This is a genomic window from Roseibium sp. TrichSKD4 (genome assembly GCF_000148725.1).
Taxonomy (GTDB): domain Bacteria; phylum Pseudomonadota; class Alphaproteobacteria; order Rhizobiales; family Stappiaceae; genus Roseibium.
In genome coordinates this window covers 34768-55779 of sequence record NZ_GL476300.1, presented here as the reverse complement: position 1 = coordinate 55779, position 21012 = coordinate 34768, and the positions used below count along the sequence as shown (strand labels likewise).

14 protein-coding genes and 1 pseudogene are annotated in these 21012 nt (G+C 54.2%); 10 read left to right on the top strand and 5 right to left on the bottom strand.

From position 1 onward, the window contains the following. Window positions 1-2: 2 nt before the first annotated feature. Together pdeM and TRICHSKD4_RS00265 are read right to left on the bottom strand one after the other, a co-directional pair. Complete coding sequence (gene pdeM, locus TRICHSKD4_RS00270) at window positions 3-740, bottom strand: ligase-associated DNA damage response endonuclease PdeM (protein WP_009465557.1); 738 nt, start codon at window positions 738-740, stop codon at window positions 3-5. Beyond that, on the bottom strand, window positions 737-3244 hold the full coding sequence (locus TRICHSKD4_RS00265; protein ID WP_009465556.1) for a ligase-associated DNA damage response DEXH box helicase: 2508 nt from the start codon (window positions 3242-3244) through the stop codon (window positions 737-739). Before TRICHSKD4_RS00265 ends, pdeM begins: the two co-directional genes overlap by 4 nt. A gap of 903 nt (window positions 3245-4147) precedes the next feature. Here TRICHSKD4_RS00265 and TRICHSKD4_RS00255 point away from each other — a divergent pair. Together TRICHSKD4_RS00255 and TRICHSKD4_RS00250 are read left to right on the top strand one after the other, a co-directional pair. After that, complete coding sequence (locus TRICHSKD4_RS00255) at window positions 4148-5164, top strand: ligase-associated DNA damage response exonuclease (RefSeq protein ID WP_009465553.1); 1017 nt, start codon at window positions 4148-4150, stop codon at window positions 5162-5164. A 28-nt stretch (window positions 5165-5192) separates the two neighbouring features. Next, window positions 5193-5636, top strand: a complete 444-nt coding sequence (locus tag TRICHSKD4_RS00250; RefSeq protein WP_009465552.1) for a hypothetical protein — start codon at window positions 5193-5195, stop codon at window positions 5634-5636. 29 nt (window positions 5637-5665) lie between these two features. Here TRICHSKD4_RS00250 and TRICHSKD4_RS00245 read toward each other — a convergent pair. Next, a pseudogene (locus TRICHSKD4_RS00245) lies at window positions 5666-7704 on the bottom strand (DEAD/DEAH box helicase). 224 nt (window positions 7705-7928) lie between these two features. Between TRICHSKD4_RS00245 and TRICHSKD4_RS00240 the strand changes: the two are divergent. Then, window positions 7929-9584, top strand: a complete 1656-nt coding sequence (locus TRICHSKD4_RS00240; RefSeq protein ID WP_009465549.1) for a cisplatin damage response ATP-dependent DNA ligase — start codon at window positions 7929-7931, stop codon at window positions 9582-9584. 176 nt (window positions 9585-9760) lie between these two features. Then, on the top strand, window positions 9761-10567 hold the full coding sequence (locus tag TRICHSKD4_RS27795; RefSeq protein ID WP_009465548.1) for a hypothetical protein: 807 nt from the start codon (window positions 9761-9763) through the stop codon (window positions 10565-10567). A gap of 80 nt (window positions 10568-10647) precedes the next feature. Here the strand turns inward: TRICHSKD4_RS27795 and TRICHSKD4_RS00230 are convergent, their stop codons facing one another. Continuing rightward, window positions 10648-11520: a thioesterase family protein gene (locus TRICHSKD4_RS00230; RefSeq protein ID WP_040615805.1), complete on the bottom strand. Its 873-nt coding sequence runs from the start codon at window positions 11518-11520 to the stop codon at window positions 10648-10650. Between the two features lie 454 nt (window positions 11521-11974). Here TRICHSKD4_RS00230 and TRICHSKD4_RS00225 point away from each other — a divergent pair, with 454 nt between their 5' ends. Further along, complete coding sequence (locus TRICHSKD4_RS00225) at window positions 11975-12661, top strand: response regulator transcription factor (protein WP_009465545.1); 687 nt, start codon at window positions 11975-11977, stop codon at window positions 12659-12661. Window positions 12662-12681: 20 nt separating this feature from the next. On the opposite strand, the gene TRICHSKD4_RS00220 is transcribed toward TRICHSKD4_RS00225, so the two are convergent. After that, window positions 12682-16206 (bottom strand): PAS domain-containing hybrid sensor histidine kinase/response regulator, encoded by a 3525-nt coding sequence (locus tag TRICHSKD4_RS00220; RefSeq protein WP_009465544.1) that lies wholly within the window; start codon window positions 16204-16206, stop codon window positions 12682-12684. A gap of 184 nt (window positions 16207-16390) precedes the next feature. Here TRICHSKD4_RS00220 and TRICHSKD4_RS00215 point away from each other — a divergent pair, with 184 nt between their 5' ends. The 5 genes from TRICHSKD4_RS00215 (at window position 16391) to TRICHSKD4_RS00195 (ending at window position 20946) form a co-directional block, all read left to right on the top strand. After that, a complete protein-coding gene (locus TRICHSKD4_RS00215) occupies window positions 16391-17551 on the top strand; it encodes a pyridoxal phosphate-dependent aminotransferase (RefSeq protein ID WP_009465543.1) in 1161 nt (386 codons plus the stop codon). Window positions 17552-17619: 68 nt separating this feature from the next. Next, entirely contained in the window at window positions 17620-18771 is a 1152-nt protein-coding gene (locus TRICHSKD4_RS00210; RefSeq protein ID WP_009465542.1) for a nitrogen regulation protein NR(II), read from the top strand. 54 nt (window positions 18772-18825) lie between these two features. Continuing rightward, entirely contained in the window at window positions 18826-19422 is a 597-nt protein-coding gene (locus tag TRICHSKD4_RS00205) for a response regulator transcription factor (protein ID WP_009465541.1), read from the top strand. Window positions 19423-19577: 155 nt separating this feature from the next. Beyond that, window positions 19578-19922 carry a response regulator gene (locus TRICHSKD4_RS00200; protein ID WP_040615803.1) on the top strand — a complete coding sequence of 115 codons (345 nt, stop codon included), beginning with the start codon at window positions 19578-19580 and terminating at the stop codon, window positions 19920-19922. Between the two features lie 310 nt (window positions 19923-20232). Beyond that, the gene (locus tag TRICHSKD4_RS00195) at window positions 20233-20946 is read left to right on the top strand and encodes a Crp/Fnr family transcriptional regulator (protein ID WP_009465538.1); all 714 of its coding nucleotides are present in this window, start codon (window positions 20233-20235) and stop codon (window positions 20944-20946) included. Window positions 20947-21012: the final 66 nt, after the last annotated feature.

Genomic DNA, 21012 nt, shown 5'->3' with positions numbered 1-21012 from the left:
GGTCAGTCGCCGATCAGGCGTGAGGCTGAGAACGGATAAAGCCGGTCATTCCCCAGCATAAAAACGGAAAACTGGAGACGCCGGAACACCAGGTGGAAGGCTGTGTCGTTGACATTCAGTCCGCCGGTCAGCGCGCCAAAGGCTGGCATCACAAGCCGATAACCGTCTGTCGCAAAGCAGGAACGCCGAATGGAGCGGCCATAGCGGCGAACGCGGGCAGCTGGATGAAGATGCCCGCAGATTTCTCCGGCGATCACGCTCCGATCCGTCTTCTGCAAAGGTTCATGGCGAAAGGTGAGCGGTCCAATGGTCAGCTCATCCACGGTTTCTCCGCACAAACGCACAGGAGCAATCGGGTCGTGATTGCCTGTGACCCAGATCCACTCGCGATTGAGCTGAAGAGATGTCAGCATGGCGCGATAAACGGGAGGTAGGCGGTCCGAGCCATCGGGATCATGAAAGCTGTCGCCCAAGGAGATGACACAAGCCGGATCAAAGGTTTCAATCGCCGAAGACAGGCGCTCCAGCGTGATGCCGGTGTCATATGGCGGCAGCATCAACCCACGCCGCGCATAGGAGGACGCCTTTTCCAGATGCAGGTCTGAAACGACGAGAACGGATTGATCAGGCCACCAGAGAATTCCGCTTTCATGCAGGCCAACGGTTTCCCCGTTGATCTGCAAATCATGGCAGACAGGCGCAATCGCAAATTCAGTCAAATGCGATGTCAGGGCACTCATTCCATGGCCTCCAGAACCAAGTCTTCCGCAGCTTCCGCCAATATGTCGTCTATGGCTTCGCCATAGACCGGCTCCTTGCCAATCTCAAGCATAATTGGCACAGCCAGAGGCGAAACTCTCTCAAGGCGAGTATGCGTGATTCGGCCCTTAATACGTGCAAGTAACTCAGATAATCTTGAAATATCCAAAAGTCCTTCAGCCGCATCGTTCCATGTGGCCTGCAAAAGGATGTGATCCGGCTCATGAGAGCGCAGGACATCATAAATGAGGTCGGATGAAACCGTAACTTGTCGTCCGGACTTTTCCTGCCCCGGATGTCGTCGCTCAATCAAACCGGCAATGACCGCGCAGTAGCGAAAGGTGCGTTTGAGAAGCGAAGACTCGGCCAACCACGCATCCAGATCATCTCCCAGAATATCTTCTTCAAAAAGCGCATTGAGATCGATTTTCCCGCTTGAGAACAAAAGCGACAAGTCTCCCAGACCCCAGACGGCCAGCGCATAATCATTTGCTACAAATCCCATCGGCCGTGCCCCCAGCCGCTCCAGTCGTTTGGTCAGCAGCATTCCGAGGGTTTGATGGGCAAGCCGCCCCTCAAATGGGTAACACACCATGTAGTGGCGCTTGGCTCTGGGAAAGGTCTCCACCAACAGGCCATCGCGGGTCGGCAATTCGGATTTTGCCTGCTGCAGTTCTAGCCAGTCGCGAACCTGACCGGGCAGGTGACGCCAGCGTTCCGGCGAGGCCAGCATGGCGCGCACACTGTCCGCCAAATACGTGGACAGCGGAAACTTGCCGCCCTGATAGGACGGGATCATCGGGGTGTCACTTTTGGAGCGAGAAGCAAAGGCTTCGTTCTCGCGCAAGCCTTCAAACCTGAGCACTTCACCACCAAACAGGAAGGTGTCGCCTTGCGCGAGTTGTTCAACGAACCACTCTTCGATCTCGCCGAGCATCTTGCCGCCGCGCCCGATGGGGCTGCGCCGACTATCTGCTTTTGACCGCACAAGGCGGACCTTCAGCATCGGGGCTTCGACAATCGTGCCGACATTCAGCCTGTATTGTTGAGCGATTTTTGGATGGGCGATGCGCCATAGCCCATCCTTGCCCTTTCGAAGCTTGGCGTATTGCTCATAGGTTTTAAGTGCGTATCCGCCGGTTGCGACAAAGCTCAAGACCTTTTCAAAGGTCTCCCACGTTAGATGCCGATAAGTTTCACAGGTGCGGATTTCATCATAAATGGCAACCGGGTCGAGGGCATCGGCGCAGGCAAGACCAAGAACATGCTGGGCCAGCACATCCAGCGCGCCTTTGCGTAGGGGAGGGGTGTCCTGTTTGCCGCGTTTGGAGGCAGCAAGGGCCGCCTGACATTCCAGAACTTCAAACCTGTTCGCGGGAACAAGAATGGCCTTGGAGGGGTCTTCCATCCGGTGGTTCGCCCGCCCAATGCGCTGCGCCAGTCGGCTTGCGCCTTTCGGGGCGCCGACATTAATCACCAGATCAATGTCACCCCAGTCGATCCCCATGTCGAGGGAAGACGTGGCAACAACGGCGCGCAAGGCCCCGGACGCCATGGCGGCTTCCACCTTTCGCCGCTGTCCGACGTCCAGCGAGCCGTGATGGAGCGCGATCGGCAGCGTGTCATCGTTGATCCGCCACAGCTCCTGAAAAATCATTTCCGCCTGACTGCGCGTGTTCACAAAGACCAGCGACACCTGATGCTTTTTGATCAGCTGGTAGATCTCGCCCATCGCATGGCGGGATGAGTGTCCGGACCACGGCAACCGTTCTTCCGTATCCAAGATACTGACATCCGGTTCCGCTCCACCTGTGATCTGTACCATTTCCGCAAGTGCACGTGTCTCTGCATCCGGTTGCCCGACAAGATAGGCCCGCAGATCATCGGGCTCAGCAACCGTTGCAGACAGCCCGATGGTGCGAAGGTTCGGGCAGATTTTGCGAATACGCGCCAACCCGAGGGCCAACAGATCGCCGCGCTTGGACGTAACCAGCGCATGGAGTTCATCCAGAACCACGGTTTTCAGGGACCGGAACATCTCCATGGATTGAGGATCAGATAGCAAAAGGGCGATCTGTTCCGGTGTTGTCAAAAGAATTTCTGGTGGATTGCGCTTTTGTCGCTGGCGTTTGTGGCTTGGTGTGTCGCCGGTGCGGGTTTCCAGTTTGACCGGAAGACCCATTTCCGAGACCGGAGCTTCCAGATTGCGGGCAATATCAACGGCAAGTGCCTTGAGGGGTGAGATATAAAGTGTGTGCAGGCCGGTTGAGCCTGCCGATTCCGGCGGCAGCTTGGCGCGTGCCTCCAGCTCCACCAAACTTGGCAGAAAGCCCGCCAGTGTCTTACCGGCCCCGGTTGGCGCAATCAGGAGCGTGGACTCCCCCCGAGACAGATGATCCACCAAAGCAAGCTGGTGCGGCCGCGGCGACCAGCCACGAGAAGCAAACCATTGATGAAACCGGGAGGGAAGAACGCGACTATCCATGGTCAACGTTTTAAGACTGGGATGCCAAAAAGGCGATGGATTCTCATCAAATAAGGCATGCAATCGAACCAGGTCATCTGTCTGAATTTGTTTTGCACCATTGCAAGTTTATATACTCCGTTCGCGCCAAAGGCAGAGCATTGAATCATTATTTTGGCGCAGCAGCCGAAGCGGTATAGATCCCCCAATATGCAATGAGCAAAGGCAAAATGAGAGGTGTCCAAATATCAACCCGACTGCTCGATAGATACATGTAATCTGAGGACAGCATAAGAATAAGGATGAAAAAGAAAGCGAGAAATATTGGGGTGGTCAGCCTGTTTTTATTAAATTCATTAGATGAAGCGGAGCTAACAATCGTAAAAGTTTTGATAGTTACAACATAAACTAATATTAAGAATGTCAAAAACACAGACCCACTGAATGAAAACAATAAATTCCTGAGAAAGCTTCGATCTCGAAGCCAAATGAAATAATCTGAATAGACAGAGCCGTCCGAATATACCGCCATAAATTCCTTTGTATGAGGAAATTTGATACACTGTATTTCAGCGATCCTGTAGAGTGTCGATGAACTTTCTAGAATTGAATTGAATGGTATAAGTATAGCGTATGTAATTACTAAAAAGATAGCAATTTTCTTGCAGGTAGTTTCAGGATTTCGGTATTTAATTAGGATTGTGTTGTTCGGGTGAATTATTTTCTTAAAAATATAGATTGCTACCGTTGTGAAAATTATTCCATACGGACCGAAAAATAATATTGCTGCAAAACATATCGATGAAAAAATGAATACAAGAAACATTGATTCTTACTTTTGGTGAGATTTGAGCGGAGCACATCACACACTTGATTGTCTGTCCAGCCACTGGACATAAGCTCTTGAGTCATTAGCTTTCGGGTATGTCCAGCCTTTTGACCCTCACGCCAGAGGGGCTCTATTGCCCTGATGCCAAGGCACATATTGATCCGGTGCGCCCGGTGGAGCGTGCGATCATCACACATGGTCACGCAGATCATGCACGTGCTGGTCACGGTGCTGTCCTGGCAACTCGGCAAACGCTGGACATCATGGCCATCCGATATGGTGCGAATTCTTGCGGTCAGGCTCAGGCGCTGGATTATGGTGAGGCGCTTGCGCTCGGGCTCGTCACAGTCTCGCTTTATCCCGCAGGGCACGTTCTCGGCTCGGCGCAGGTGCTTTTGGAAAACGCCAGTGGGCGCACGGTGGTGTCCGGAGACTACAAGCGCCACAAAGACCCGACTTGCACACCGTTTGAGCTTGTTAGCTGCGATACCTTTGTGACGGAGGCGACCTTTGGCCTGCCGGTGTTTCGTCACCCGCCCGCATCTGAAGAAATTGCAAAGCTTTTGGGTTCCATGGCGATGTTTGCAGATCAAACGCATCTTGTCGGCGCTTATGCGCTTGGAAAGGCGCAAAGGGTCATGGCAAAACTGCGCGCCGCTGGATATGAGCGAACGATTTACCTGCACGGGGCTCTGGAAAAACTGACCGACTACTATCAGACACAGGGTGTTGATTTGGGGCCGATCGAACTTGTCGGTAAACGAGGCAAGGAGCTGGCAGGCGAATTGGTGATGTGTCCGCCCGGTCAATTGACGGACCGTTGGTCTCGCCGCTTTGGCGATCCGAAAACGGTCATGGCGTCGGGCTGGATGCGGGTGCGGGCAAGAGCTCGGCAACGCGGCGCAGAACTGCCGCTCATCATGTCCGATCATGCGGATTGGGATGATCTTTGCCGGACAATTCTGGAAACAGGCGCAGAGCAGATTTGGGTTACGCATGGCGCAGAAGAAGCTCTTGTGCACTGGTGCGAATTGAATGGACGACAGGCCCGTCCGCTCAATATGATCGGGTATGGCGACGGCGAGGAAATCCTCGACACAAACGATGCGTAAGACCGACCGGTTGGTGAAGGAGATTGAAATGTCGGACGATCATCAGCCCGCAGCGAACAGCAACGGCCATGCAAATGGCGGGGGAGCCGAAGATGAACTTGCGGCTGAAACCGCCATTGCCCAGCTGTTCGACGACTACAAGGCGGGTTTTGACGACTATGAAGCCGACAGGATTTGCGATTGTTTCGCTCTGCCCGTAACGATATGGCAGTTTGAAGAAGGCCACGTTTTTTCCGAGGAAGAGGACCTGATGGACAACATCGAGACTCTTTTGTCAGCTTTGGAAAAAGAGGGCGTGGTGCAGTCCGAGTTTCAGGTGTCCTCAAGCCATATCAACGGCAATTCAGCGATGATTACGCTCGATTGGACGCAGGAAGACGCAGACGGGGAAGCCGTACTGGAATTCACCTGTCACTACCACCTCATTCAGGACGGCGTTGACTGGGTTATCGCCATGATCATCAACGAATAAGGCCGGTTTCCCGGCCTTATGTTAATCAATCAGCTCTTGGCGCGGGCTTCTTTGCGAGCCGCCCGGGATGGCTTGTTCTTCTTCGGTTTCCCGTTGCCACCTGCTGGCTTGCCGGTTTTCGGTTTACCGCGAAATGGCTTTTTGTCGCGGCCCGTGGATTTTTCATCATCCCCTTTGAAGGACTTTGACTTCTTCTCCCCACCCAGCGTTTTGGGGTCGAGCGGCTCGTAAGCGGGATGGTTGGGTGCCACATCCTCTTCGCCAAAGCGCTTGCGGCTTTTTACCTTACGCGGGCGGTCGTTTTGCGGGCGTCCACGCCGTGGACGGTCTCCGTCCATGCGGTCTTCCCGGCCCATGTTTTCGTAATCCGGGGCACCACCCTTGCGGCGGGGTTTTCCGCGTCCACGGTCTCCACCTTCACCGGCTGGAGGAGGCGGAACCTTGCCCTTGCGCGCATCCAGAAGTTCGATGGTGACATTGTCTTCACCAGTGCCGTCGCGCTTCAGCGTCGCCGCATATCGTTCGGCATGCTCTCCAGAGATTTCAAAGCGAGTTTCTGTCTGGAAAATCTTGATCGCGCCGACTTCCTTTTTGGTGACGTGCCCGGCGCGGCAGATCATGGGAAGCAGCCAGCGTGGATCAGCCCGGTGCTTGTGGCCAAGTGACAGGCGGAACCAGACACCCTCGTCAAACTTGCCACGGATTTCGGCAACACGGCCACCACGAGAGCCGGAATCGCGACCGTGAATGTTCTCTTCACTCGCTTCACTGACCTCTTCAGGCGCAGGAAGACGAGACTGGTAGAGCTTGACGAAAGCAGCTGCCAGCTTTTCCGGATCGTGCTTTTCCATAAGCTCGCGGGCAATGGCCAGGTCTTCCGGTTCAAACTCGGTGTTCAGAACAGGCGCTTCGAAGAGACGCTCCTTGTCCTTGGCACGAATGTCGTCCGCTGTTGGTGCGCCTTTCCAGGTGACTTTGACACCCGCGAACTTCAGCGTGTGTTCCGCTGCTCGGCGACGCGGGAAGGGGACCATCAACACACTGGTACCTTTGCGGCCAGCACGTCCCGTCCGTCCGGAACGGTGCAGGAGCGCAGCCTTGCCCGTTGGCAGGTCCGCATGGATCACAAGATCAAGGTTGGGAAGGTCAATGCCGCGTGCGGCCACATCCGTTGCCACACACACCCGCGCAGCGCCGGTTTTCATGGCGGTGAGGGCGGCAGAGCGCTGTTCCTGACTCAGTTCGCCAGAAAGGGACACGATGGCAAAGCCACGATTGGCAAGACGAGACGTCAGCGCTTAACCGCCTCACGTGTAGAGCAGAGATGATGGATTTTCCGCTTCATGCAACGCAGAACATTGATGAGGGCGTTTTCGCGCTCGCTGGAAACCACCGGGTGCGCGATGTAATCAATGTCGACGTGCTGATCCTTGGCGGAAATGGTCGACAAGCGAACCGCGTCTTTTTGAAAGCGCTTGGCAAGTTCTGCAATCGGTTTTGGAACCGTTGCCGAGAACATCAGCGTCCGGCGTGTTTCTGGCGCTGCGTCGAGAATAAATTCCAGATCTTCCCGAAAGCCCATGTCGAGCATTTCGTCGGCTTCATCAAGGACAACGGCCTTGATCTGGGAAAGGTCCAGCGCGCCGCGTTCCAAATGGTCCCGCAAGCGGCCCGGTGTGCCAACTACAATATGCGCTCCGCGATCAAGGGCGCGGCGCTCGGTCCGTGGGTCCATGCCGCCAACACAGGAGGTTAGCGTGGCACCTGCTTCCCGGTAGAGCCAGGTGAGTTCTTCCTTGACCTGAAGTGCCAGCTCGCGGGTCGGCGCAATCGCCAGTGCAATCGGCGCGTTCGCCTGTCCAAGGTTGTCGTCTTCGCCGAGCAGCGTCGGGGCAAGAGCAAGACCGAAAGCCACCGTTTTGCCGGAGCCGGTTTGCGCGGAGACGAGAAGATCAGCCTCTGGCGGGGCTTCCTTCAAAATAGTTTCCTGAACAGGGGTTAGGGTCTCATAACCCTTTTTCTCCAACGCGGCCTGCAGGGCCTGCGGGAGGGAACTCACTTCGGTCATTGTGTACTTTCGTGAAAGGAGACGCAGATCCCGTCGCCATTTTCAGCGGATAAAGCGGACATGCGTATGATTTTGTGCCTGTATAAGCGTCCTTTGCCCTCACGTCCAGCATCTTCACGCATGGCAGCTCACCGCTGACTGTAGATCTTGAAACTTGAAGACAGTGCATCAAGTTGCTGTAGTCTGGTCAAGATCTGTCATTTTATCACTGTCATCTGTTCGTCATGCAATCTTTCGCCCATCTGCTGGATCGTCTGTCTTATGAGCCGCGCCGTCTGGCGAAGGAGGCGATGTTGCAGGCTTATTTTCGAGAAATTCCAGATCCGGATCGGGGCTACGCACTGGCTGCACTGACGAGCGGGTTGAGCTTCAAACATGCAAAGCCTGCCTTATTGCGCCAGTTGGTCAGCGAGCGAACTGATCCAGTGTTGTTTGGCTTGTCTTATGATTTTGTCGGGGATCTCTCCGAGACAATTTCTCTGATGTGGCCGGTTTCGGCGACAGAAGGCGGTGAAACGCAGTCAGAGCCGCCGAAACTGTCTGCCGTTGTCGAAACCTTGCTGACGGCGAAAATGGCAGAGGTCCCAGAATTGCTAGAAACCTGGCTGGATCAATTGGATGAAACCGGGAGATGGGCTCTTCTAAAACTTGTCACAGGGGGGCTAAGGGTTGGTGTTTCCGCGCGGCTTGCCAAAACGGCACTGGCAAAAATGGGCGGCGTTGATCCAAACCTCATCGAAGAAGTCTGGCACGGACTGGAACCGCCCTATGAAGCGTTGTTCGCGTGGATGGAAGGAAAGGCGGGGCCTCCGGATGTGCGTGATCCGGTTCCTTTTCGCCCTGTGATGCTGGCCCATCCACTGGATGCAGAAAAAGATCCGGCGACCCTCGATCCCGATGATTTTGTGGCAGAATGGAAATGGGATGGCATTCGGGTTCAGGCGGTTTCTGCTTATGATGAAAATGGAGAGCGCCATCAACGCCTTTACAGCCGAACTGGTGAAGATATTTCCGCCGCCTTTCCCGATGTCCTTGAAACGCTCACCTTTGATGCGGCTCTGGATGGAGAGCTGCTGATCAAGCGCGGTGACGCTGTTCAACCTTTCTCGGATTTACAGAAACGGCTCAATCGAAAGAAGGCCGGGCCAAAACTGTTAAAGGACTATCCTGCAGCCATCAGGGCCTATGACATCATTGCTCTCGGCGAGAGGGATTTGCGCAGCCTGCCGTTTTCAGAAAGGCGCATTCTGCTGGAAGGTGTCATTAAGCAGCATGGTGGTTCAAGACTGGACCTGTCGCCGCAAATTGACGCAGAAAACTGGGAGGGGTGGGCAGAGGTTCGCGGAGACCCGGCCAGTGTCTTACAGCAGGCAGATGCATCAGCTGTTGAGGGGCTGATGCTCAAGCGCAAGGCCAGTTCCTATCTTCCCGGTCGGCCGAAGGGCGAGTGGTTCAAATGGAAGCGCGATCCTTTCCTGATTGATGCCATCTTGATGTACGCGCAGCGAGGACACGGCAAACGGTCGTCTTTTTATTCCGATTACACATTCGGCGTTTGGCGGGCGACAGCGGAAGGTGATGAGTTGGTGCCGGTTGGCAAAGCCTATTTCGGCTTCACCGACGAAGAACTGCAGCAGATCGACCGGTTTGTGCGCAACAATACCGTGAACCGATTTGGTCCCGTTCGAGAAGTCGAGCACACCCAGGAAGTTGGGCTGGTTCTGGAAGTTGCCTTTGAGGGGCTTAACAGATCTCCCCGCCATAAATCGGGACTTGCCATGCGGTTTCCCCGAATATCGCGGCTGAGATGGGACAAACCGCCAAGCGAAGCAGATCGTATTGAAACGCTGGAAGCCTTGTTGCCATCTCACGCTTCATGAGTTTTTGATATGGAGGTGACGTCCGTCGTTCATGTGTTTTTCAAGGGGCCGCAGCGGGTCGTCTGTGCATGACCGACAATTAATTTGGGCAGCGTCGTGCTTTGGCCATGGAATTATGGCACGTAAACAAGAGAGGCTTCCGGCCGCGCGGAAACACCCTTAGGAGATTGGCCGTTATGAATTTTCGTTCGGACTATTGTGCAATTGGTTTGATCACAGGCGTTTGTCTAACCGCGGCCACGGCAGGCCACGCTGCCGGTTTTTCTCAAAACACGGTCTCCTGGGGAAGTGTTGTCTATCCGGTCGAGGCGCGTAGTGAGCGCCCGGTTCCTCGGCCATCTGTGCCTGTTCCGCCAGTCGCACCTCTTGTGAAGGTCACTGAAGCGGCAAACAGTGCGGAAAAAACATCAGACACAGTGGCGCCGGAGGCGGCTGAACAGTCCACAAAGACCAGCGACAGCGAAACAGTGCTGCAAAAAGAAAACGCTCTTCCCGACAATCCGGGTGGTCAATTCTTCTTATTGCAAGTTGGCGATGAAGTGCTGCGTGTAGACAGGGAAGCGGGAACAGTCAGCTTTTGCAAAAAGCCAAACGGCTCCTGGAGATGTTTGTCCGCCCCGATGGCTGAGGAAGCCTATCTTGCCGAAATTGAGAGCCTGAACTCCGAAATTGAGCGTCTGGAAGAACGGATTGACGATCTGGAGTCCGCCGCGGTAGAGCCGCCGGTTGTCTCTGCGCCGGCAACGCCAGACGCGCCATCTGGTGAGACTGAGCAAGCCCCGGCAGAACCCGACGACCCGATGACTAACGCTGATGAAGGCGCAGACGACGAGAAGACACAATCTGCGGAGCAATCTTCCAGATTTGCCGAGGAGGAAGAAGAGCTGGAAGAAATTCTGGACTTCACCGAAAGCGCAATGCGCCGTTTCTTCGGCTTGATGCAGGATCTACGGTCCGAGTTTGAAGACACCGACCAGAAATAGGCCAGTGTTTGCCCATAGCAGACGTTCAGGGCGGCATGCACCCTGCGTCGACGAGTTCTTTCTACGCAGATAATGCGCTCTCAGTCGGCCGCAACACGCGCTGTGTCTTCATCTGAAAACGAGGGCAGCTCCACAGCTTTGCGTGTTTTCAGATCCATCATCATTGCAACCACATCGCAGATCGCAGTGATGCGCTGTGTGCGAGTTTCAAAAAGATGGTGGCGCAAAGTAAAGACCTTGTCTCCCATGCTGGTTACACCGCTTACTACTCCGACGGCATCACCGACCTTCAGCGGGCTGAGCCAGGTTAGTTTCATTTCCGCAGCAACGCGCCCATAGCCATTCTCGGTCAAATAGGCGTGGGTCATGGGAGTTTGTTCCCATATGTGGGCAACACCATCGGTGAAACAGGATAGGGCAAAGCCGTCGTCTGCCCTTTGGTCCGTGCCAATGTGGCGAGGTAGAACAGTCCCCTTGAAGCAGATGCTTGCTCCGGCTTGCAGCAACCCATCCATGGAGGAGCGGAATTGTGTTGGAGTTGGCGCGAGCCCACGGGGTGTCGCTTCGTCTGGGATAGGCCTGTTGTAATCTTTAAAGCGCGTCCGAAGCGCTTTGACTGAGCTGCTGTTAGGCTCATAGCCATCAATTGCGGTCGCTGTCAGCTCATCCGTTGTTGCGTTATGCATCTGATGGATAACCGTCAGCATATGAGGTCCGTCAAAGGCAATGTATGAAGACACGGTGATCAGGTCGCCGCACCGCATTTCCTTGTGATAGCGCACATGCCGAACACGGCGCGCCCCAACCAGAGTTTCGCTAAGGCCAGTGGAGAGTCGAAACTGGCGGTCGGCTTCTTCAAAGCGGGAAAAATAGAACTGCACGTTGAGATGGTCGTTCTCGTCGCATTCCCATCTGTTCACAAAAGAATAAAGAGTTATCAATGATCTCGACATTACTTGGAGTAGACCTTTGTTTCCGTTATTATTTATACTATACCCTAGCGGTAAATCAGAAACGTTATGTAGACTGATAATTGTTGGTCCAAATTAATCAATAGAAATATCCCAAATAAGAAGGGAAGGTTGTTGAAAAAAATGGCTTTAATTTTCTATTTGTTTCTGAATTATGTTCATTTTGAGAGCAAAAGCAAAATAACACCTTTCGCATGCAGCGAAGGTGTTCTGCAAGTGTTGGGAGGGTGGGTAGTAGTTTGATACTTAATGCATACATTGACTCAATAGGAAACGCAAACAGGAATTATTTTCCCCTGTGCTTGCGATTTTTCGAGTCTGCGAACATAATTTCAGGAAAATCAAAGCACCCAAATTCTGTTGTCGGATGAATATTGATGTAAGGTCAATTACCGATACAACAAGAACACTGATCGGGTGAGGGAGGTTAAGGGGCGTGGCTGAAAGCAATTATCGGTTTGTTATCGCGGATGATCACCCACTGTTTCGAGGAGCCTTGAAACAGACACTGGAAGCGCTGTTTCAAGGTGCTGAAATTCAGGAAGCCGGTGCGCTGGAAGATGTCACCAAGGGATTGGACGAAAACGGCGAGGCTGATCTGGTTTTGCTCGATCTGACCATGCCGGGCATGCGCGGGTTTTCCGGATTGATGTATCTGCGTGCGCAGCATGCAAGCGTCCCAGTGGTTATCGTGTCCGCGAATGAAGATCCACAGGTCATCCGTCGCTGCATGGAATTTGGAGCGTCCGGTTTTATCCCAAAATCCCACGGAATTGATGTGATCCGTGACGCAATTTCCGCAGTCATGGCAGGCGATCTCTGGACGCCGCCAGAAATTGAACTGGCAGAAGACGACGGTGTTGGTGATCTGGTCAAACGCCTCTCAACCCTTACACCGCAACAGGTGCGGGTTCTGATGATGTTGTCGGAAGGCCTCTTGAACAAGCAGATCGCTTATGAACTTTCAGTCTCCGAGGCCACGGTTAAAGCCCATGTCTCTGCGATCTTGCAGAAACTGGGTGTAGAGAGCCGCACGCAGGCTGTGATTGCGGCCTCCCGGATCGAAGTTGGCCAATGGCAACTTGGAGCGGATGAAGAAGAAGCGGCAGCCTCACAGGGCTGACGCTGAACTTCTAGCTGCGGTTATTCGGCAGCGTTTTGTGCTGTTTTACATCTGGCAAGATGGGCACGCAGTGCTGCCGGTTTTAGTGGCTTGTTCAAAATATTGATGGACTTGGATTCAGCCTCTGCTCGAACGGGCCGGCTTCTGTCCGCTGTAATGAGCAGCGCCGGGATGTCCTGACCGTAGGTTTCCCGCAACCGGCCTATTGCCTCAATGCCGGTGCCGTCGTCCAAGTGATAATCGGCAAGAAAAATATCCGGAATTAGTCCTGCATCGTCGAGAAGTTCGCGGGCCACAGTGTCATCCGGAGCCGTAATTACATCGCATTGCCATCCTTGTAGCAGGTGGCGCATGGCGTTGAGGATGTCCGGCTCATTGTCAATTGAGACCACGCAGAGCCCTTGAAGTTGTCCGACCGGTGCCGGTGCAACAGGAGCAGGTTTTTCCGGCGTAACCGGCTTAGCGGTGGGAATTCTAACCGAAAAACAGGAGCCCTTCTGAACCTTTGAGCGAAGGGATACCGGGTGATCGAGCACGTTGCTGATCCGCTCAACAATCGAAAGCCCCAGCCCCAACCCTTTGGCCGCACGCATGCCTTCTTCAAGTCTCTGAAATTCCAGGAAAATGAGCTTTTGCTGGCGTGGAGGAATGCCCATGCCTGTATCATGTGTTTCCAGAAGCAGGGCATCGCCATTCCTGCGCACACCGACGAGCACCTTGCCGGTTGCCGTATATTTGATGGCATTTGAAACAAGGTTCTGGATCAGCCGCCGAAGCAAACGCCTGTCAGAACGAACCGTCAGGCTGGTTGGAACCATCGCGAGGGTGAGGCCCTTCTCACGGGCAATCGGCTCAAATTCGCGGATCAAAGGCGTTAGGAGTTCATCCAATGCAAAGGCGCTGTATTCAGGCTTCAATGCGCCGGTATCCAGCCGGGATATGTCGAGAACCGCGCCAATAATGTCTTCAACGGATTCAAGCGCAGCCTCGACGTTGCGAACCAGTTCACCGTTCTCGCCTTCGCTGAATTTGCTGACAAGGATCGAGGAATAGAGCCGGGCAGCGTTCAGTGGCTGCAGAATATCGTGACCGGCAGCTGCAACGAAGCGTGTCTTGCCGATATTGGCGTCTTCAGCTGCACGGGTTGCTTCGCGAAGTTGCTTGTTGACCTCTGTCAGCTCTTCCGTGCGCTCGCGCACGCGCCGTTCCAGATTCTCATTGGCTCGGGCCAAGGCTTCTTCGGCCATCACCCGTTCGGTAATGTCGGTATAGGTGGTCACGATGCCGCCATCCGGCATGGGGCTGACGCGAACTTCCAAAACCGTACCGGTTGCGCGCAGTCGTTCTTGAAAGGTCTCGTGCCGGTTGGCCATCTGGTCAATGCGATGCTCGACCGTCTCATCAATCGTTCCCTCGCCATATTCGGCATTTTCGGCGGAAAAGCGGATGATACTGTCAAGAGCGATCCCAACTTGACCAAACTCTGCAGGTAGGCCCAACAATTCCCGAAACTGCCGGTTCCAACAAATCAGGCGGAGGTCTTTGTCGAACACTCCAATGCCCTGACGCACCTGGTCAAGCGCGGTCTGGAGTAGATCGCGGTTGTATTGCAGGGCGGCAGATGCGTCGTCCAGAAGCCGAACTGCACCCTTGGTCGATAGGGTATGCCGCTTGAGCATCAGGGAAAGAACGAGGCGGGACGAGGCTGCTCCGATCGCGCTTGCCAGAGGTTGCTCCGAAAAGCGGAGCAATCCGACGTCTGCCGGCTCTGTTCCCGAAAGCTCAACACCCCTTTCCCGAGCATAGCGCTGGAAGGAGCGCTCGGTTCTGGCCTCTCCGAGATATCTGGCAACGGTGGCTTGCAAATCACTCACCGTTGCAGAGGTTCGCCACAAGCGGAAGCTCGGCGTCGGCTTGAAGGCTGCTGGCACAAAGATATTGGCCTGTAGGGTCTCAGCCGCATGTGGGGCGCGGGTAAACGAGCCGAGGGTAAAGAATGTAACGTTGACCAAAAGGCTCCATAGAGTGCCATGGATGAACGGGTCACCCTCAATGCCAAACAAGGCCTGCGGTTTAAGGGCGGCAATACCAAACGGACCGATCTCAAGAATGGTTGCCGATATGATGCGAGACTCGGCGAATGTGGGCAAAAGCAGCGTGTAGGCCCAGCAAGCAAAACCTGCTGCCATGCCCCAGATTGCGCCGCGCGCTGTTGCCCTGCGCCAAATCAAGGCGCCGATAAAGGGCGGTGCAAATTGCGCAATCGCTGCAAAGGACAGCAGCCCGATGGAGACGAGAGCCGCCGTGTCTCCCGCTGCGCGATAATAGGCATAGGCCAGCAACAAAATGCCGAATATGGCCAAACGCCGAATGGTGAGAAGGTGGCTGCTCATGTCGCTGCCACTGGCGGCAACGATCTCGCCATCCTGCCGACGACGCAGGATGAGGGGCACCACAATATCATTGGAAATCATGACGGAAAGCGCCACGGTTGCGACAATGACCATCGCGGTGGCCGCTGATAGTCCCCCGATAAACGCAAAAAGCGCCAGCCAGTGGTGTCCGGCATCAACCGGCAGCGCCAGAACGAATGTGTCCGGATTTACATCCTGACCAAAGCGCAGCAAACCCGCTGCTGCAATGGGCACAACAAACAGATTGATCAGCACCAGATAGAGCGGGAACATCCAGACGGCACATTTCAGCTCGGATTCTGAGTTGTTCTCCGTAACAGCAACATGGAACTGGCGTGGAAGAAGCAGAACGGCGAAAGTCGACAGCAGGATCATCACCAGCCAGTTGCCGGTATTGATTGGTTGTTCAAAGACCTCAGCGACCTCAGGCGCATTGCCAATTGCATTGATCAGGTCAACCGGGCTGTCGAAGAGGCCGAAACAGACCCAAATGCCCACCGCGAGAAAAGCCGCGAGCTTGATCACGGCTTCAGCGGCAATAGCCAGCATCAACCCGTCCTGATGCTCGGTCGTATCCACATGACGGGTGCCAAAGGCCCACGCAAAAGCAGCCATGCTGAGAGCAATGATGAAGGCAATGTCGTTGAAGCCGAATAAGGCCAAAACGGCAGGCAAATCCGGCGTTCCAACCAATGCGGTGATGGACTGGGAAACAGCTTTCAACTGCAGGGCAATGTAGGGGATGATGCCTATCACAGCGATCAGAGTGGCAACGGCCGCAACGGATTGGCTTTTTCCGTACCGTGCGCCGATAAAGTCGGCAATGGAGGTGATCCGCTCTGCTTTGGCCAGTCTGATAATTCGGCGCAGGATTGGATACCCCAGCGCGAAAACCAAAAAGGGTCCGATGTAAATCGTCAAAAACTCAAAACCGGTCCGGCTCGCATTGCCGACCGAGCCGAAAAAGGTCCACGAGGTGCAGTAAACGGAAAGCGACAAAGCATAAATGATGGGTCGACTGCGCCCATCGCGCAGCAAGCCGCCTGACATACGGTCGCCATAGCTGGCGATCACAAACAACAGAAAAATGTAGGCAATCGCCGCAAAAACAAAAAGCCACTCGTACATCATCAGGTCGTGCTTGAGCCCCCGCTGCAGTCCTGGATCATTTCCCGACGCAAAAAAACACCGCTGACAATCCGATCACAGTTGGCAACGCTTGTCCATTCGTGCCATCAGGATGATTACCAAGTGCCTGTTAAGACTGACGAGATTTCATTCAGAGACGCGGAGCGAGCTGTTGAGTATCGACCTGATGTCCAGTTTAAGTGTTGAAGCTGGTAGAGCCCCGGAAAGTGGCATTATTGAAGTTGTGAATGCCGGGCGAGATCATCCGGACCTTATCCCTCTTTGGGCAGGAGAAAGCGATCAGCCCACGCCCGCTTTCATTTGTGAGGCAACAAAAACCTCTCTGGATACTGGCGAGACCTTTTATACCTATCAGCGCGGACTGCCGGAGCTGCGCGAGGCGATTGCAGCCCATTATCGGCGTACATATGGAGTGCCGTTTGAGGCGGCGCAGGTTTGTGTAACCGGATCAGGCATGCAAGCCATTCAGCTGGCCATTCAGGCGGTTGCCAGCAGTGGCGACGAGATCGTTATTCCAACTCCAGCCTGGCCAAATATGGCTGCCGCCGCAGAATTGCGTGGTGTGAAAACAGTTGCCGTCCCGATGGATATTGCGGAAAGCGGCTGGCAGCTGGATATGGCCAAGCTGGAAGACGCGATCACGGACAAAACCCGGGCCATCTTTTTGAATTCACCGTGCAATCCGACCGGTTGGGTCGCAAGCCTAGACGACCTTAAGGCTGTTCTTGAAATGGCTCGGCGTCGGAAGCTTTGGATCATTGCCGACGAAATCTATGGCCTGTTTCATTTCGGTGGCGATGGTGTAGCACCATCGTTTCTGCAGTTTTGTGATCCAGATGATCCGGTCCTGTTCGTCAACACCATGTCAAAAAACTGGGTCATGACTGGCTGGCGTTTGGGCTGGATTGCGGGTCCTGCTCGCCTTGGGCAAGTGTTTGAAAATCTGGTTCAATACTCTACCTCCGGAGTCCCGGCCTTCACGCAGCGCGGAGCCATTGCGGCCCTGACCGAGGGCGAAGACTTCTTGTCCGAGCAGGTTGAATTGGCGCGCAAGGGACGGGCTCTGTTGCTGGACGGTTTTGCCGGAAACAACCGTGTTCAATATGCTGCACCTGATGGTGCTTTCTATTTCTTCTTCGCCGTTGAGGGGGTGACAGATACACGCCAGTTTGCGCTAGATCTTTTAAAAGAAACCGGTGTCGGCCTTGCGCCGGGAACAGCCTTTGGGACCGGAGGGGAGGGTTTCCTCAGACTTTGCTTTGCCCGCCGACACGATCATTTGGAAGAGGCGGTAGGTCGCATCAACCAATTCCTTCAACGTGGATAGCATCGTGGCAGGCTTGCCGTTCTAAGTAGATACCCTTAAAGGTTTGAACGGAACACACGGGAGAGGACATGCACCCTCAAGATCACACCGATGCTCAGGAAATAGCGTCAACGGTTTCTGAAGCGCGCCTAACGAGCGTGTTTGGAACGGCTGTGGACGGTATCGTTGTGATCAATGAAAAGGGGCAGGTGCTGGCCTTTAATGAAGCTTGCGAAACCCTGTTTGGTTACAAGGCGTCAGAGTTGCTGGGTCGGAATGTGAGTACCATCATGCCGCGTCGCTACGCTGAGCATCATGATGGTTACGTCGACCATTACATTCATACCGGCGAACGCAAGATCATCGGCATTGGCCGTGAAGTTGAGGGACGGCACAAGGACGGGACTGAGTTTCCAATCGAATTGTCGGTTGGTGAGGCTGCAACTGCAGAGGGGCGCCAGTTCATCGGCATTCTTCGCGATTTGCGACAGAGAAAAGCCGTTGAAGCTAAGCTTGCAGAAGCGCAGGCGCAACTAGTCAATATGACCCGCATCAGTGCGCTGGACGAGATGGGTGCAGCCATTGCACATGAATTGAACCAGCCGCTCACTGCCTTGATGCTGTATCTGCAAACCGTATCCAAAAAGCTGCAGGTGAACGATCCGGACCCACTACTCCTTTCAATCATTGAAAAGGCGGTGGGCGAGGTTGAGCGTGCTGGAGATATTATCCAGCGAATGCGTTACTTCGTGGAGAAAAAAGAACCGGAGCGGGAAGAGATCAATGTCGCCGAGCTCGCTCAAGAGTGCTTTGATCTCATCAAGCTAGGTGTGGGCGATGACAGAGTTTCCTTTGAACTGAACGCATCGACCGATCTTGCGCCAGTGTATGCCGATCCGGTGCAAATCCGTCAGGTGTTGGTGAACCTTGTAAGAAATGCACGCGAAGCGGTGGAAAAATCTGCGGAGAAGCGTGTGACCGTCGAGCTTTCTCAGAATATTACCGCCGATACGATGGATATTCGCGTCTCTGACACCGGCCCCGGTGTCCCAGACGAGATGCGGGCGGAACTGTTCCGAGCTTTCAGCGGTGGAAAGCGGAAAGGGCTCGGTTTGGGGCTGGCGATTTCTCGGTCAATCGCGCAAAATCATGGCGGCGATCTTTACCTAGAGGAAGACCCGAAGCGCGCCGGAACAACATTCGTCCTGCGGCTCCCAATAACGGGGCCGCAAGAAAACTGAGAACATGATTATTCAGCTTGAGAATTTGGAATTGAAGAAGGGTCAAGGGGTGAGATGACACAGGAAAAGACGCTTTACCTCGTCGATGATGACCCCGCTGTGCGTGATGCACTGTCTGTTGTTTTTGAGACCGAAGGTTTCACCGTGGAAGCGTTTTCTGACGGTGACAAGTTTATCGAATCTGCAAGCAGCAAAAACCCTGCCTGTATTTTGCTTGATGTTCATATGCCTGGGCGTTCAGGGATTGAGATCTTGCGGGCACTGAATGCGGAAGATTATCCGGCTCCGATTTTCATTATCTCCGGCCAGGGCGACATTCCGATGGCTGTGGAAGCCATTCGCAACGGAGCGCATGATTTCATAGAGAAACCTTTTAGCGCCGAAGCCGTGGTGAAGCGTATTGAGGAAGGAATTGCTGCAAGAGCTGGGCGCGCAGATGCACAAGCCAAACAGGGTTTTCAGGGCGCGGACCTGCTGACTCGCCGAGAAACGGAAGTTCTGCAAGAGATCACCGAAGGCGCGTCGAACAAGGAAGCTGGACGCAAGTTGGGTATTAGCCCGAGAACTGTGGAAGTGCACCGGGCTCGGATCATGGAAAAACTCGGAGCCCGAAATGCAGCGGATCTTGTCCGTATTGTGCTGGGGCAGTAGGTCATTTACTGGTCGGACAGCAAAGAATTGGTGGTGGAGAGCGAAAAGCGCTAGCAAAATTCGGTCTCCCCATAGTGTTACTGCGTACTACTTTACTTAAGTTTATCGGCTATATTTAAGCGCGTCTCGAATGCGCTTAGCCGGAGTGCCCCCTTTTGACAGTTCACGTAATAGAGGATGATTTCGCAGTCTGTGACGCGTTGACCATACTCTTGAATGAGTTGGGGCACGATGTGAGAGCTTATGCATCTGCGGAAGAGTTTCTGTCAGACGGGCGGCCTGTACCAACAGACACAGTCGTTGTGGACTTGGGACTGCCGGGTATGGCTGGAACAGCCGTGGTGACTCATTTGAACGAGTCGAGCCCACCACCAAGAGTGATCGTTATCACTGGAAAATCGAAGACTCAACTTCGCCTGATCGCGGAAGAGCTTTCGGACCTGCCTGTCCTTCGTAAGCCAATTTCCTACTCCAAGCTCGCCGAACATTTCAGCGCCTAACGCAGCGAAAACAATTGCATAACGCCTAAGGCGTCTGCCTTAGACAATGAGGTTGTGCGTTCGGACGTCGCATGAGGCAATACGCCGCTAAGTAGTAGGCCTTACGCATTCGACCGAATTTATTGATCTATGTCATGCGGTTAACGTGGTTGCATTGAAGAGGCGAAATCGTCGGACGGGGCGATTTGCTGCATTCAGGTTCATGACCAATCCGGAGCTTATATTGCGGAGGGTGTCCCAACCTTGGTGCGGGCCTTTTGACATCATGTTGCCCATTCGGGCGCGGTCCATCCGGACCAAGGAGGGAAATATGGCTTATCTTGAACCCCAAGACGGGATCCGGCTCGCGCGGCGTGTAAGACCGGTACGACCTTCCGGGGCGAAGTCTGATGAAACCTTTGCGGACTTCGGAGCCAAGACCTCTACCTACGCATCGCATGACGTGATCTATTACGAAGGCGACCCGGCGCGCAGATTGTTTGAAGTTGCGTCCGGAACAGTCATGCTCTTCAAGCTGCTTCCAGACGGGCGACGTCAGGTGGTGGAAGTTCTGCGTCAGGGGGAAATCTTCGGCCTTGCGGGCAGTGACGAATATGACTGCACAGCAGAAACCTTGACGGAAGCAACGGTTCACGAGCTTGAGTTGCGCCTTGTAGAGGGTTCTGCCGAAGTCCAGTGCAAGCTGGCCAAATGCCTTTCAAACCAGATGCGGATCCTTCACGAGCATGCGGTTCTTCTCGGACGGAAATCGGCTGTTGAGCGGGTAGCCAGCTTCCTGATGTATCTGGTTCCAGATCGCGGCGGCCTTGGCTGTATCGGTCCGGATGATGAGGACAATGACGGCTACGATCTGAAGCTTCACATGACGCGTCAGGAAATTGCAGACTATCTCGGATTGACCATCGAGACCGTGAGCCGTGTGGTATCTGATCTCAAGCGCCGCGGAGTTATCCGCATTGACCGGTCAGACCAAATCCACTTGAAGCGCGTCTGCAGCCTTTGCCAAATGACCGGCATGCATTGACCGGTCTTCCAACTTTTCTTTTTGGTATCCTCCCCAACTGAAAAAGCCGGCACATCGTGTCGGCTA